The sequence below is a fragment of the Streptomyces sp. NPDC042002 genome (assembly GCF_055588305.1).
Map to the genome: position 1 here is coordinate 125859 of NZ_JBVJCT010000017.1, position 14056 is coordinate 139914.

The 14056-nt window shown below is 70.9% G+C and carries 12 protein-coding genes; 8 read left to right on the forward strand and 4 right to left on the reverse strand.

From position 1 onward, the window contains the following. Positions 1–83: 83 nt before the first annotated feature. Positions 84–1760: an FAD-dependent oxidoreductase gene (locus ACZ6KY_RS24595; RefSeq protein WP_469312434.1), complete on the reverse strand. Its 1677-nt coding sequence runs from the start codon at positions 1758–1760 to the stop codon at positions 84–86. Between the two features lie 235 nt (positions 1761–1995). Between ACZ6KY_RS24595 and ACZ6KY_RS24600 the strand changes: the two genes are divergently transcribed. The 7 genes from ACZ6KY_RS24600 (at position 1996) to ACZ6KY_RS24630 (ending at position 7311) form a co-directional block, all read left to right on the forward strand. Then, on the forward strand, positions 1996–3120 hold the full coding sequence (locus ACZ6KY_RS24600; RefSeq protein WP_469312435.1) for a SchA/CurD-like domain-containing protein: 1125 nt from the start codon (positions 1996–1998) through the stop codon (positions 3118–3120). Positions 3121–3188: 68 nt separating this feature from the next. Then, positions 3189–3668, forward strand: a complete 480-nt coding sequence (locus ACZ6KY_RS24605) for a cupin domain-containing protein (protein WP_469312436.1) — start codon at positions 3189–3191, stop codon at positions 3666–3668. Then, the gene (locus ACZ6KY_RS24610) at positions 3665–4933 is read left to right on the forward strand and encodes a beta-ketoacyl-[acyl-carrier-protein] synthase family protein (RefSeq protein ID WP_469312437.1); all 1269 of its coding nucleotides are present in this window, start codon (positions 3665–3667) and stop codon (positions 4931–4933) included. The genes ACZ6KY_RS24605 and ACZ6KY_RS24610 overlap by 4 nt, the downstream gene beginning before the upstream one ends. Beyond that, positions 4930–6177 carry a ketosynthase chain-length factor gene (locus ACZ6KY_RS24615; protein WP_469312438.1) on the forward strand — a complete coding sequence of 416 codons (1248 nt, stop codon included), beginning with the start codon at positions 4930–4932 and terminating at the stop codon, positions 6175–6177. Before ACZ6KY_RS24610 ends, ACZ6KY_RS24615 begins: the two co-directional genes overlap by 4 nt. 29 nt (positions 6178–6206) lie before the next feature. Further along, positions 6207–6467 (forward strand): acyl carrier protein, encoded by a 261-nt coding sequence (locus tag ACZ6KY_RS24620; protein ID WP_469312439.1) that lies wholly within the window; start codon positions 6207–6209, stop codon positions 6465–6467. 1 nt (position 6468) lies between these two features. Beyond that, positions 6469–6948 (forward strand): SRPBCC family protein, encoded by a 480-nt coding sequence (locus tag ACZ6KY_RS24625; RefSeq protein WP_469312440.1) that lies wholly within the window; start codon positions 6469–6471, stop codon positions 6946–6948. Positions 6949–6978: 30 nt separating this feature from the next. Then, the gene (locus tag ACZ6KY_RS24630; RefSeq protein ID WP_469312441.1) at positions 6979–7311 is read left to right on the forward strand and encodes a TcmI family type II polyketide cyclase; all 333 of its coding nucleotides are present in this window, start codon (positions 6979–6981) and stop codon (positions 7309–7311) included. Between the two features lie 94 nt (positions 7312–7405). On the opposite strand, the gene ACZ6KY_RS24635 is transcribed toward ACZ6KY_RS24630, so the two are convergent. The 3 genes from ACZ6KY_RS24635 to ACZ6KY_RS24645 all read right to left on the reverse strand — a co-directional run bounded on the left by ACZ6KY_RS24635 (position 7406) and on the right by ACZ6KY_RS24645 (position 12023). Beyond that, positions 7406–8434 carry a methyltransferase gene (locus tag ACZ6KY_RS24635; RefSeq protein WP_469312442.1) on the reverse strand — a complete coding sequence of 343 codons (1029 nt, stop codon included), beginning with the start codon at positions 8432–8434 and terminating at the stop codon, positions 7406–7408. A gap of 133 nt (positions 8435–8567) precedes the next feature. Further along, a complete protein-coding gene (locus ACZ6KY_RS24640; protein ID WP_469312443.1) occupies positions 8568–9626 on the reverse strand; it encodes a right-handed parallel beta-helix repeat-containing protein in 1059 nt (352 codons plus the stop codon). Between the two features lie 177 nt (positions 9627–9803). Next, positions 9804–12023, reverse strand: coding sequence for an NADP-dependent isocitrate dehydrogenase (locus ACZ6KY_RS24645; protein WP_469312444.1), 2220 nt, complete (start codon positions 12021–12023; stop codon positions 9804–9806). Positions 12024–12338: 315 nt separating this feature from the next. Between ACZ6KY_RS24645 and ACZ6KY_RS24650 the strand changes: the two genes are divergently transcribed. Further along, a complete protein-coding gene (locus ACZ6KY_RS24650) occupies positions 12339–13892 on the forward strand; it encodes a M1 family metallopeptidase (protein ID WP_469312445.1) in 1554 nt (517 codons plus the stop codon). Positions 13893–14056: the final 164 nt, after the last annotated feature.

Here is a 14056-nt window from a genome sequence, read left to right on the forward strand (position 1 = left end):
CTCCGGCCGTTTCCGCGTACCACGGGGGACGGCCGTCGGCCGCCAGGCCGGGCGGTGTTCCGACAGCGCCCGGAAAGGGCAGGTCAGGCCTGGTCTAGGAGCGCGACCAGGGCCTTGCGCAGGGTCGTCCGGGGGTCCTTGGACGGGCCCTCGGACCGCCAGGCGACGAAGCCGTCGGGGCGGACCAGCACCGCACCGTCCGCGGCGACTCCGTGGACCTGCGCCCAGTCCGTGTCGCCCGCGGGGACCAGGTCCGCCTCGGGACCGCCGCCGATCCGGTACGAGTCGAGCGGGACGGACAGCTGCCGGGCGGTGTCCTTCGCCGCCGCGTGCCACGCGCCGGGGCCGTCCGCCGAGCTCAGCAGCACCATGGAACGCTCGTACAGATCGAGGCTGGAGATCCGGGCGCCGGCGCGGGTCAGCCACAGGTGCGGCGCCCGGCTTCCCGGCTCGCCCGTCAGCCGTACGCCCTCCGGTACGACCGGAGCGGCCGCGTCGGCGCCCAGGACCGCGCCCTTCGGGTAGCGGTAGGCGAGCGCCACATTGAGAATCCCGCCCTTCCTGCCGCCGGGGCCGCCCTGCCCGCCCTGGCCGGCGGCTCCGGGCTCCGGGGTGTAGCCCGGGTGGCTGTGCTCGACCGAACGCGACGAGGCGCGTGCGCTCGTCGCCTCCGCCACCGGCCGGCGCTCGGCGTCGTACGACTTCAGCAGCCCCGGGCCGGCCCAGCCGCCCAGCACCGCGGACAGCTTCCAGGCGAGGTTGTGCGCGTCCTGGATACCGGTGTTGGAGCCGAACGCCCCCGTGGGGGACATCTCGTGGGCCGAGTCGCCGGCCAGGAACACCCGTCCCTGCGCGTACCGTTCGGCGACCCGCTCGGCCGCGTGCCATGCCGCCCGGCCGGTGATCTCCACATCGAGATCCGGCACACCGATGGCCCGGCGGATGTGCTCCACGCAGCGCTCGTCGGTGAACTCCTCCAGGGTTTCCCCGTGTTCGGGGTGCCAGGGAGCGTGGAAGACCCAGTGCTCCTTGTTGTCCACGGGCAGCAGAGCCCCGTCGGCCTCCGGATCGGTCAGATAGCAGACGATGAACCGCCGGTCGCCGACGACGTCCGCGAGCCCGCGGGAGGTGAACGTGAGGCTCACGTTGTGGAACAGGTCGCCCGGCCCCGTCCGCCCGATGCGGAGCGCGTCGCGGACCGGGCTGCGCGGACCGTCCGCCGCCACGAGGTAGTCCGCGCGGATCGTGGTGTGCTCGCCGGTCTCCCGGCTCTTGACCTTCGCCGTCACTCCATCGGAGTCCTGCTCGAACGACATCAGCTCCGTGGAGAACCGCAGGTCGGCGCCCAGCTCCCGGGCGCTCTTCAGCAGCACCGGTTCGAGGTCGTTCTGGCTGCACAGGCACCAGGCGCCCGGGCTGAAACGGGCCAGCCCGCCACCCGGGTCGATCTCCTTGAACAGCCACTCCCCGGCATCGCCCACCAGGGTCGGCGTCTGCAGGATGCCGTGGTTGTCCGCGAGGACCGACGCGGCCTCCTCGATGCGCCGCTGCACCCCGGCCACCCGGAAGATCTCCATGGTGCGCACATTGTTGCCGCGTCCGCGCGGGTGGATCGAGGTACCCGCGTGGCGCTCGACCAGGATGTGCGGCACCCCGAGGCGCCCCAGGAACAGCGAGGTGGACAGGCCCACCAGCGAGCCGCCGACGATGAGGACGGGCGTGTGGTGACCGATGTCTCCGGCGTCTTCGAATCGGTTCATTGACTGCCTCCAGCGTCACCTGCGACGTGAGTGAGGAATGGGTACGCAAATTCCATCCCCCGAAGGGACCGGTTCGCTCGGCGGGGGCACCCGGATGGCGCGCGGTTCACTCGTCCGACCCGTGGGGCTCGCGGACTTCCGGCCTCGCGTCAACGATCAGTTCATGGCGGCCCCGGCGTTTCGGATACCCGCGGTCGTTCCTGACTCCCGTGACGAAGAGGAGAGGTGTGCCGCAATGTCCATCTCGGGACGTATCTCGCAGTCGGCCTTCGACGGCTCGAAGCTTCGGGTGATCCTGCTGCTCGACCTGTACGAAGGCGCTCAGCAGCAGTTCCTCGACGCGTACGAACTCATGCGCAACCAGGTCGCCTCGATCCCCGGCCACATCAGCGACCAGCTCTGCCAGTCGATCGAGAACCCCTCGCAGTGGCTCATCACCAGCGAGTGGGAGAGCGCCCCGCCCTTCCTCGCCTGGGTGAACAGCGAGGAGCACGTCGAAACCGTCCGGCCGATGCACAGCTGCGTCCGGGACACCCGGTCGATGCGCTACAGCATCCTCCGCGAGACCAGCCCCGCCGAACCGCTCACCCCGGAGTCGGCCAGGGCGCCCCGGCAGGTCGAGGCCCGCGTCGGCGACGGCGTGGCGCGCCACGCCCTCACCTTCACCGTCAAGCCCGGATCCGAGTCGAAGGTCGCCGAGATCCTGGCCGGCTACCAGTCGCCCCAGGCCCAGGTGGACGACAAGACCCGGCTGCGCCGCACCTCGCTGTTCATGCACGGCAACCGCGTCGTGCGGGCCGTCGAGGTGGAGGGCGACCTCCTCGCCGCGCTGCGCCACGTATCGCGCCAGCCGGAGGTGAGGGCGGTCGAGGAGGCCATCAACCCCTACCTGGAGCAGGACCGGGACCTCAGCGACGCCGACTCGGCGCGGGTCTTCTTCACCCGCGCGGCCCTCCCGGCCGTGCACCACGTGGTCTCCGGCCGCAAGGAACCCGCGAAGCTGAGCCGGCACGCGCTGTACTACCCGGCCAGGCCCGGCTGCGGGATGGAACTGGCCCGGCTGCTCGCCCACCAGGACGAGTCCGCGGCCGACGACAAGGACAGCCCGGTGTACAGCAGCACCGTCTTCCAGCGCGACGACATCGTGGTGCGGCTCATCGACATCGTGGGCGACCTCGACCTCGACCCCGTCGCCTCCCTCGGTCTCAAGGGCGCCAAGAAGGCCGCCGAGCTGGAGCGCCTCCTCGACGGTGCCGCGATCGGCGTCGAGGGCTCCCTGGGGACGGAACGCAACATCAACCGCCTCCTGTCGCACGCCGACATGCTGCCCGTCACCGACCGAAGCTCGGCGGGCTCCTGACGGACCGCCGCAGCCCGCGTTCCCGGACGTCCCATCCGGCGTCCTCGCCACACCCGGAGGTACCAAGCATGATCAAGCACCATCCACGCATCGTGGACCTGAGCGAGACGGAACCCAACCGCAGGCGCGGAGGAGACATCCGGGCCCTGCTCACGCCCGCCACGGCGGGATCCACCAGCGGCTTCATGGGCCTGGCCATCATCCAGCCCGGCGAGCGCATCGGCGAGCACTACCACCCGTACTCCGAGGAGTTCGTGTACGTGGTGAGCGGCGCCCTCGAAGTGGATCTGGACGGTGAGGCGTTCGCGCTCCGGCCCGACCAGGGCCTGTTGATCCCGATCGACATGAGGCACCGCTTCCGCAACGTCGGCGACGAGGAGGCCCGCATGGTCTTCCACCTGGGCCCGCTCGCCCCGCGTCCGAGCCTCGGCCACGTAGACACGGAGGAGACCGAAGCCGCGCCCGGCCACGAGGTCGTCATCGGCGGGCCCGACCTGTCCGCGCCGGACCACGGACAGCCGTCCGAGCGAAGTGGGGCCATACAGTGACCCGGCGGGTGGCCGTCACCGGAATCGGTGTGGTCGCTCCGGGAGGCACCGGGACGAAGGCGTTCTGGGACCTCCTCGCGGCCGGCCGCACCGCGACCCGCGGCATCACGCTGTTCGACCCGGCGGGACTGCGCTCGCGTATAGCCGCCGAATGCGACTTCGACCCGCTCGAGCACGGACTCGACCCGGAACTGAGCCGCCACGCCGACCGCTACATACAGTTCGCGGTGGTCGCCGCCGGGGAAGCCGTCCGTGACTCAGGACTCGACGCCGGCCGGGAGGACCCCTGGCGCGTCGGAGTCTGCCTGGGCAGCGCCGTCGGCGGCACCACCCGTCTGGAGCACGACTACGTCCTGGTCAGCGAAGGCGGCCGGCGGTGGGACGTGGACCACCGCACCGCCGACCCGCAGCTGCACCTGGCGTTCTCGCCCAGCACGCTCGCCTCGGTCGTCGCCGAGCGGTTCGGGGCGCAGGGACCGGTGCAGACCGTCTCGACCGGCTGCACCTCAGGGCTCGACGCGGTCGGATACGCCTTCCACACCATCGAGGAGGGCCGGGCCGACGTCTGCATAGCCGGGGCGTCCGACTCGCCGATATCCCCGATCACGATGGCCTGCTTCGACGCCATCAAGGCCACGTCGCCCGACAACGACGACCCCGAGCACGCCTCCCGGCCCTTCGACGCCCACCGCAACGGCTTCGTCATGGGCGAGGGCGCGGCCGTGCTGGTCCTGGAGGAGTACGAGCACGCACGGGCCCGCGGCGCGCACATCTACTGCGAGATAGGCGGCTACGCCACCTACGGCAACGCCTATCACATGACCGGTCTGACCAGCGAGGGTCTGGAAATGTCCCGGGCGATCGACAGCACACTCGACCAGGCCCGCATCGACCCCTCGCTGATCGACTACGTCAACGCGCACGGCTCGGGTACCCGGCAGAACGACCGGCACGAGACCGCCGCGGTCAAGCAGTCCCTGGGCGAGCACGCCTACAACACGCCCATGAGCTCCATCAAATCCATGGTGGGCCACTCACTGGGCGCGATCGGCGCCATCGAGGTCGTCGCCTGCGTCCTCGCCCTGAAGCACCAGGTGGTACCGCCCACGGCGAACTACGAAACCCCCGACCCCGAGTGCGACCTGGACTACGTGCCGCGCACCGCACGCCCCCGGAAGCTCAGGAATGTGCTCTCCGTCGGCAGCGGGTTCGGCGGGTTCCAGTCCGCGGTGCTTCTGACCGGGCCGGCTGGGAGGACACGATGAGCACTCAGCGCCCCCGGCGCGCGGCCGTCACCGGCATCGGTGTGATCGCGCCCAACGGACTGCGCGCCGACGCCTACTGGAAGTCCGTCAGGGAAGGCCTCGGCGTTCTGGACCGGATCACCCGCGAGGGCTGTGAGCACCTGCCGCTGCGCGTCGCGGGTGAGGTCCGGGCCTTCGACGCCGCGGACCTCATCGAGGAGCGGTTCCTCGTCCAGACCGACCGCTTCAGCCATTTCGCGATGGCCGCGACCGTCCTCGCCCTCGACGACGCGGGCCTCGGACCGGTCGACCCCGAGGAGGCGTACGACGTCGGCGTGGTCACCGCCGCCGGATCAGGCGGCGGCGAGTTCGGCCAGCGCGAACTGCAGAAACTGTGGGGCCAGGGCTCCCGGTTCGTCGGCCCGTACCAGTCCATCGCCTGGTTCTACGCCGCCAGCACCGGCCAGATCTCCATCCGCGGCGGCTTCAAGGGGCCCTGCGGAGTCGTCGCGAGCGACGAGGCCGGGGGACTGGACGCCATCGCGCACGCCGCCCGGGGCGTACGGCGCGGCACCGCCGCGATGGTCGTCGGCGCCGCGGAGGCGCCGCTGGCCCCGTACTCGATGGTCTGCCAGCTCGCCTACCCCGAGCTCAGCACCGTCGAGGACCCGTCTCGCGCCTACCGCCCCTTCACCAAGGGGGCCTGCGGCTTCGTGCCGGCGGAAGGCGGCGCCATGCTCGTCGTGGAGGACGAGCGGCGTGCGCGCGACCGGGGAGCGGCCGTCCGGGCCGTCGTGGCCGGACACGCGGCCACGTTCACCGGCGCCTCGCAGTGGGAGCGGTCCCGCGAAGGACTCGCGCACGCGATCCGGAGTGCCCTCGCCGAGGCCGACTGCGCCCCGGAGGAGATCGACGTCGTCTTCGCCGACGCGCTGGGCGTCCCGGCGGCCGACCGCGCCGAGGCCCTGGCCATCGCCGACGCCCTCGGGGCGCACGGGACCCGGGTCCCCGTCACGGCACCCAAGACGGGAATCGGCCGTGCCTACTGCGGGGCACCCCTGCTGGACACCGCGGCCGCGGTGCTCGCGATGGAGCACGGCCAGATTCCCCCCACCCCCAACGTGTTCGACATCTGCCACGACCTCGACCTGGTGACGTCGAACGCCCGACCCGCCGAACTGCGCACGGCCCTGATCCTCAGCAGGGGACTCATGGGGTCCAACGCGGCCCTCGTCGTACGCCGGGGCGGGGACCACGCCCGGTAGTCCGGGCCGCACGTGAGGAGAACACCCGCATGATCACCACCGAAGTCACCGTCGACGAACTGGCCGCGCTCATGAAGAAGGCGGCCGGGATCACCGTCGACCCCAAGGAACTCGCGCAGTCCCTGGACTCGCCGTTCGGCACCCTCGGACTCGACTCGCTCGCTCTGCTCGGCATCGTCGGCGAGCTGGAGAACCGGTACAGCCGGCCCCTGCCGCCCGACGCGGAGCGCTGCAAGACCCCCCGCGCGTTCCTCGATCTCGTCAACGACACCCTCAAGGCTGGAGCCTGAAGTGGCCGGACACACCGAGAACAGCATCGTCATCGACGCCCCGCTCGACCTCGTCTGGGACATCACCAACGACATCGAGAACTGGCCACGGCTCTTCAGCGAGTACGCGGCCCTCGAAGTCCTCTCCCGGGACGGCGACACGACGACCTTCCGCCTCACCATGCACCCGGACGAGAACGGCAAGGTGTGGAGCTGGGTCTCGCAGAGAACCGTCGACCGGGCCGGGCGGACCGTCCGGGCGCGCCGCGTCGAGACCGGACCGTTCGCGCACATGAACATCCGCTGGGAGTACGAGGAGACCCCGGCCGGCACCCACATGCGCTGGGTGCAGGACTTCGCGATGAAGCCCGACGCCCCGGTCGACGACGCCTGGATGACGGACAACATCAACCGCAACTCCGTCACGCAGATGGCCCTCATCCGGGACCGGATCGAGCAGGCCGCCCGTGAGCGCCGCAGCCCGGCCGCCGTGCCCCGCTGACCGCCGCCACCCGCACAGGAAGGACACCCGATGCATCACGCCCTGATCGTCGCCCGCATGGCGCCCGGCTCGGCGCCGGCGATCTCCGACGTGTTCGCCGCCTCCGACCGGGGTGAACTCCCGCACCTCATCGGAGTCAACCGGCGCAGCCTCTTCCAGTTCGGTGACGTGTATCTGCACCTCATCGAATCCGAGCGGGACCCGGGACCGGCCATCGCGAAGGTCGTCGGACACCCCGAGTTCCGGAGCGTCAGCGAGGAACTGTCGGCGTACGTGAGCGCGTACGACCCGCAGACCTGGCGCAGCCCCAAGGACGCCATGGCGCACTGCTTCTACCGCTGGGAGCGGGACGCCGCCGGCTGAGCGTGCGTCCGGACACCACCCGAGGCCGCCGGCTCCGCGATGAAGCGGAACCGGCGGCCTCGGGTTTTCCGGCTTTCGTCGGGGACCGGTCCGGTCAGCCGGGGACGGTGCACTCGAAGGCGTGCAGGTAGGCGTTCACCGAGCGGATCTCGCCGATGACCAGGCCCGCGTCGGTGAGCCGTTCGACCATGCTCTGCCGGGTGTGCTTGGCACCGCCGACGTTGAGGAGCAGCAGCAGGTCCATGGCTGTGGTGAACCGCATCGACGGGGTGTCGTCCACGAGGTTCTCGATGACGACGACCCGGGCACCGGGCCGTGCGGCCTTGCGGACGTTGGCGAGCGCCCGGCGGGTGCTCTCGTCGTCCCACTCCAGGATGTTCTTGATGATGTACACGTCCGCCTGGACCGGGATGTCCTCACGGCAGTCCCCGGGCACGATCCGCACCCGGTCGGCCAGCGCTCCGCCGCCGCGCAGGCGCGGATCGGCGTTCTCGACCACGCCCGGCAGGTCGAGCAGGGTGCCGTGCATGCCGGGGTGCTTCTCCAGCAGACTGGCCACGACGTGGCCCTGGCCGCCTCCGATGTCGGCGACCGACTTCACGCCCCGCAGGTCGAGCAGGGCGGCGACGTCCTGCGCGGACTGTGAACTGGACGTCGTCATGGCCCGGTTGAAGACGTGCGCGGATTCGGGGGCGTCCTCGTTGAGGTACTGGAAGAACTCCTTGTCGTACACGTCCTCGAAGACGTTGCGGCCGGAGCGGACCGCCTCGTCGAGCTTCGGCCAGACGTTCCACGTCCACGGCTCGGTGCACCACAGGGCGATGTACCGCAGGCTGTGCGGGTCGTCCTCGCGCAGCAGCCGGGACATCTCCGTGTGCGCGAACGTGCCGTCGGGGCGCTCCACGAAGACACCCTGGCTGGACAGGGCGCGCAGCAGCCGGCGCAGGGTCCCCGGCTGGGTCTTCACCGCGCCGGCCAGGTCCTCCGCGCTCATGGGCGTGTCGTCCAGGGCGTCCGCCACCCCCAGCCGGGCCGCGGCGCGCACGGCGGCGGCGCAGGCCGCCCCGAAGACGAGTTCCCTCAGCCGCATGGACGGCGGGGGACTCTGATCGACAGTCGTCATTCAATGCCTCGTTTCTGGTGTCGTGCCGTACGGGGAGAGCGGACCGGTCCGAATGGGGGGCGGATCGGGTTGCAGGGAGACGGGACCGGGCCGTACGGGGGTGCGGACCCGGTTCTGCGGTCGGGCCGGGACGTCAGCACAGTCCGGCGGGCTCGGAGACCTTGCAGGTGTTGCCCGGGAACGTGTTGCCCTTGCCGGTGTCGCGGTTGGCGAGGTCGGACGGGCCGTTGCGCAGGACCACGTTGTCGCGCACGACGTTGCGCTCGCTGAGCGCGCCCACGAAGCTCTTGAACAGCACGATGCCGCCCGACAGCGGGGACGTGCCCACGTTGTCCTCGACCCTGTTGAGCGTCACGCGCACGTCCTCCGCACCGGTGAGGACGATCCCCGAACCCTGGAGGGCGGGCAGCCGGGCGGTCTTGGGGCAGGACTTGTTGTTGGCGTGGATGTAGTTCCGGCGCACGGACAGGTCCCCGACGCGCGGCTTGTTCTCGTCACCCACGATGAACACGGCGGTGCAGTTGCCGGTGGCGTCGTTGCGGGCGACGGTCAGGTTCCGCAGCCGCCGCACCGTGATGCCGATCCGGTTGCCGCTGAGCTGGTTGTGGGCGACGACCGTTCCCAGGGTGTCGCGGGCTCCCTCCTCGGTGGCGACCGTGTTGGAAAGGAACACTCCGGCGTCGCCGTTGTCCTTCGCGACGTTGCGGACGAACTTCGTGCGAACGGACCTCTCCTCGGCGAGGCCCCACTGGCCGTTCTTCTCGGCGGTCACCCCGCGGACCGTCAGACCGTCGGTCCCCGACGCCCACAGACCCTGCTTGGAGAAGCCCCTGAGGGTCAGTGAGGCGACGGTGACACCCCGGACGGGACTCTTGTCCGTCCCTGTCACACAAATGCCGTTGCCCGCCTTGGCGCACGCGTCGGTGGTGGAGGTACCCGGCACGATGACGGTGGTACGGGCGCTCGCGCCCCGCAGGGTCAGGTCCGGCACCGTGATGGTGACGCTCTCGTGATAGGTGCCGGGGGCGACGACGACGGTGTCGCCCGCGCGCGCCGAGTTCACGGCCTTCTGGATGGATTCACCCGGGCGTACCAGGTGCACCGACGGGTGGTCGGCCGGCAGAGCGGCACCCACGCCGGAGGCCACGACCACCGCGGTGCACGCGAGGTAGGCCATCTGTTGTTTGGTCATAGGCCGAAGTTATGAACGGCCGTTCCGGCCCGCCACCGGTGATCCCCCAGGTGGGCCGCAGCTGTCACCGTGACGCGCCGGGCGGTCCTCACGACGACGCCGCCCCGGCCGGAGGATCCGGCCGGGGCGGCGTGCGCGGAGCTGGGCCCGCGGGGGTGGTGCTGGGTGGTGCGTGGGTCAGGCGAGGATCGCCAGTGTCTCGTTCCAGGTGGCGGACGGGCGCATGACCGTCGCGGCCTTGGCCGGGTCGGGCTGGTAGTAGCCGCCGATGTCGGCCGGGTCGCCCTGGACCGCGTTCAGCTCGGAGACGATCGTCGCCTCCTGCGCGGTGAGCGTCTCGGCGAGCTGGGCGAACGCCTTGGCGAGGTCCGCGTCGTCGCTCTGCCGCGCCAGCTCGTCCGCCCAGTACAGGGAGAGGAAGAAGTGGCTGCCGCGGTTGTCGATGCCACCGACGCGACGGGTCGGCGACTTGTCCTCGTTGAGGAAGGTCGCCGTCGCGCGGTCGAGGGTGTCGGCGAGCACCTGGGCGCGCGCGTTGCCCGTGGTGGTCGCGAGGTGCTCGAAGCTGGAGGCCAGCGCGAGGAACTCACCGAGGCTGTCCCAGCGCAGGTAGTTCTCCTTGACGAGCTGCTGCACGTGCTTCGGCGCGGAGCCGCCCGCGCCCGTCTCGAAGAGGCCGCCGCCCGCCATCAGCGGGACGATCGACAGCATCTTGGCGCTGGTGCCCAGCTCCAGGATCGGGAACAGGTCGGTCAGGTAGTCGCGCAGCACGTTGCCGGTGACCGAGATCGTGTTCTCGCCGCGGCGGATGCGCTCCACGGACAGCTTGGTCGCCTCGACCGGGGACAGGACGCGGATGTCCAGGCCCTCGGTGTCGTGCTCCGGCAGGTACCGCTTGATCTTCTCGATGAGCACGGCGTCGTGCGCGCGGTCCTCGTCCAGCCAGAACACGGTCGGGTCGCCGGTGGCGCGGGCGCGGGTGACGGCCAGCTTCACCCAGTCGCGGATCGGGGCGTCCTTGGTCTGGCAGGCGCGGAAGATGTCGCCGGCGGAGACCGCCTGCTCCAGGACGACGTTTCCGGCCTGGTCGACGAGGCGGACCGTGCCGGTGGCCGGGATCTCGAAGGTCTTGTCGTGGCTGCCGTACTCCTCGGCCTTCTGCGCCATCAGACCGACGTTCGGGACGGTGCCCATGGTCGACGGGTCGAAGGCGCCGTTGGCGCGGCAGTCGTCGATGACGACCTGGTAGACACCCGAGTAGCTGCTGTCCGGCAGGACCGCGAGCGTGTCGGCCTCCTGGCCGTCCGGGCCCCACATGTGGCCGGAGGTGCGGATCATGGCCGGCATCGAGGCGTCGACGATGACGTCGGACGGCACGTGCAGGTTGGTGATGCCCTTGTCGGAGTCGACCATCGCGAGGGCCGGGCCCTCGGCGAGCTCGGCGTCGAAGGACGCCTTGATCTCGGCACCCTCGGGCAGCGCCTCCAGGCCCTTGTAGATGCCGCCGAGACCGTCGTTCGGGGACAGGCCGGCGGCGGCGAGGGCCGCGCCGTGCGCCGCGAACGTCTTCGGGAAGAAGGCGCGCACCACGTGACCGAAGACGATCGGGTCGGAGACCTTCATCATCGTGGCCTTGAGGTGCACCGAGAACAGCACGTCCTCGGCCTTGGCCCGGGCGATCTGCTCCGTGAGGAACTCGCGCAGCGGCGCGACGTGCAGGACGGACGCGTCCACGACCTCGTCCGCGAGGACGGGTACGGACTCGCGCAGCACGGTGGTGGAGCCGTCGTCGCCGACCAGCTCGATCCGCAGCGAGCCGGCCTCGGAGACCACCGCGGACTTCTCGGTGGAGCGGAAGTCGTCGACGCCCATGGTGGCGACGTTCGTCTTCGAGTCGGACGTCCACTTGCCCATGCGGTGCGGGTGGGTCTTGGCGTAGTTCTTGACCGACGCGGGGGCGCGGCGGTCGGAGTTGCCCTCGCGCAGCACCGGGTTCACGGCGCTGCCCTTGACCTTGTCGTAACGGGCGCGGATGTCGCGCTCCTCGTCCGACTTCGGGTCGTCCGGGTAGTCCGGGAGCGCGTAGCCCTGCGCCTGAAGCTCGGCGACGGCCGCCTTGAGCTGGGGGATCGAGGCCGAGATGTTCGGCAGCTTGATGATGTTCGCGCCGGGCGTCTTGGCCAGCTCACCGAGCTCGGACAGGGCGTCCGCGATGCGCTGGTCCTCCTGGAGGAACTCCGGGAAGAGGGCGATGATGCGCCCGGCCAGCGAGATGTCACGGGTCTCCACAGTGACACCCGCCTGCGAGGCGTACGCCTGGACCACCGGCAGGAACGAATACGTCGCCAGGGCCGGGGCCTCGTCAGTGTGCGTGTAGATGATGGTCGAGTCAGTCACCGGGTGCTCCGCTCCACGTCTGCAACATTGCTCGACATCAAGATATCTCGTGAGCGGCCCCGGCTCGACAGGGGTCCGTCCCGGACCCGGCCGGGCGTGGGGGAAATCCGCCGTCCGCGTCGGACCTGGCGGCTCCGAGTGGACACCGCCCGCGTCACGCCGGGCCGGGCGGATGTGAACGCGGGGGCCGGAGTGAACGCCGGAAACGCCGATCGAGGGCAACCGGGCGCCCCGCCCAGGCGTACAGAAGGGTGACCACCCAATCGATCTTGCGGCGGGCCTCCGGGTTCTTTGCCGCCCGAACGAAAGCGAACCATGAGAAATCGCACCAGAGTGACGGCCCCCGCGGCCGCGCTGCTCGGCACGGCCGCCGTGCTCGTCGCCGCACCCACGGCCTCGGCGCGGCCCCTCGCCTTACGGCCTGACCAGGGCACCCCGGGCGCGGAGACCCTCGGCGACTCCGTCTACCCGGCCCTCGGCAACGACGGCTACCGCGTCGAGGCGTACCACCTCGACTTCTCGTACGACGCCACGACCCGGCTGGTCGACGCCAAGGCCGTCCTGATGATCAGGGCGACCCAGGACCTCTCCCGCTTCTCGCTCGACGCGCTCGGCCTGGATGTGCGCGCGGTCCAGGTCGGCGGTGTCGCGGCGGCCTTCGAGCAGGCGGACGAGAAACTGCGGGTCACCCCGGTCCGGACCCTGCCGGAGTCCCGCTCCGTCGCGGTCTGCGTCGAGTACGGCGCCGACCCGGCGAAGGCGCTCGCGCACACCGCCTGGGTTCCCACCCCCGACGGCTTCGCGATCTGTCCGCAGCCGAACTCCGCGCACACCGTTTTCCCGTGCAATGACCACCCGGTGGACAAGGCGGACTTCAGCTTCCGCATCACCGTGCCGAACACCCTGCGCGGTGTCGCGAACGGCAGACTGATCGGCACGGAGAGCCTGGACGGCGACCGGACCGCGTACACGTACCGCTCGGGTTCCCCGATAGCCACCGAGCTGGTGCAGATCACGGTTGGCGACTACACCGTCAAGGAGCGGCAGGGACCGCACGGGCTGGGGCTGCGCGACGTCGTCCCGACCGCGCGCGCCGCCGCGCTGGAGCCGGCCCTCGCGCTCACCCCCGGCCTCCTCGACTGGCTGGAACAGCGGCTCGGCGCCTATCCGTTCGAGACGTACGGGCTGCTGCCCTGCAACTCCGACGACGCGAACGCCTTCGACTTCACGGGCCTGGAGACCCAGACCCTGACGCTCTACAAGCCGAACTTCCTGCTCCAGGAGGAGAAGAAGATCGGCTCGCACATGATGCACGAGCTGGTCCACTCCTGGTTCGGCAACAGCGTCAGCCCGGCCAACTGGGCCGATCTGTGGCTGAACGAGGGCCACGCGGACTTCTACGGCCTCCTCTACCGCTACGAGCGCGGCTGGGCCGACTCACTCGGCCTGACCACCATGGAAGCCCGGATGAAGGACACGTACGCCAGGGGCGACCAGTGGCGCAAGGACTCCGGGCCCGTCGCCGCGCCGAACGAGGCCAACCTCTTCGACAGCCAGCGCTATCTGGGCGGTGTCCTGGTGCTCTACGCGCTGCGTGAGGCCGTCGGCGAGGACGTCTTCGACACCATCGAGCACACCTTCCTCGCGCGCCACCGCGACTCCTCGGCGACCACGGCGGACTACATCGCGGTCGCCTCCGAGATCTCCGGACAGGACCAGTCCGGCTTCCTGAACGACTGGCTGTACGGGACGAGGACACCGCGCATGCCGAACCACCCGGACTGGACGGTCACCCCGGTGGTGTCGAGCCTGGTCGCACCGCGCAACCGCGTGCCCGGCCACTACCCGGACTCGACCGCCACGCTCTGATCGCGTCGGCGACCGGCGACCGGTGAATGGCGGGGGGGGGGGGGGGGGGGGGGGGGGGGGCACCCCCCCCCCCCCCCCCTCCCCCCCCCCCCCCCCCGTTGGGGGGGCAGCACTCCCCACCCCCCCGTGGCCCCCTTGTCCCCCGCCCGCCCCCACCCCCTACA

Excerpts from the sequence above, each read along its gene's own strand:
- ACZ6KY_RS24640 (WP_469312443.1), bottom strand. The coding sequence starts at position 9,626 with ATGACCAAACAACAGATGGCCTACCTCGCGTGCACCGCGGTGGTCGTG.
- ACZ6KY_RS24630 (WP_469312441.1), top strand. The coding sequence starts at position 6,979 with ATGCATCACGCCCTGATCGTCGCCCGCATGGCGCCCGGCTCGGCGCCG.
- ACZ6KY_RS24635 (WP_469312442.1), bottom strand. The coding sequence starts at position 8,434 with ATGACGACTGTCGATCAGAGTCCCCCGCCGTCCATGCGGCTGAGGGAA.
- ACZ6KY_RS24600 (WP_469312435.1), top strand. The coding sequence starts at position 1,996 with ATGTCCATCTCGGGACGTATCTCGCAGTCGGCCTTCGACGGCTCGAAG.
- ACZ6KY_RS24605 (WP_469312436.1), top strand. The coding sequence starts at position 3,189 with ATGATCAAGCACCATCCACGCATCGTGGACCTGAGCGAGACGGAACCC.
- ACZ6KY_RS24595 (WP_469312434.1), bottom strand. The coding sequence starts at position 1,760 with ATGAACCGATTCGAAGACGCCGGAGACATCGGTCACCACACGCCCGTC.
- ACZ6KY_RS24650 (WP_469312445.1), top strand. The coding sequence starts at position 12,339 with ATGAGAAATCGCACCAGAGTGACGGCCCCCGCGGCCGCGCTGCTCGGC.
- ACZ6KY_RS24615 (WP_469312438.1), top strand. The coding sequence starts at position 4,930 with ATGAGCACTCAGCGCCCCCGGCGCGCGGCCGTCACCGGCATCGGTGTG.
- ACZ6KY_RS24620 (WP_469312439.1), top strand. The coding sequence starts at position 6,207 with ATGATCACCACCGAAGTCACCGTCGACGAACTGGCCGCGCTCATGAAG.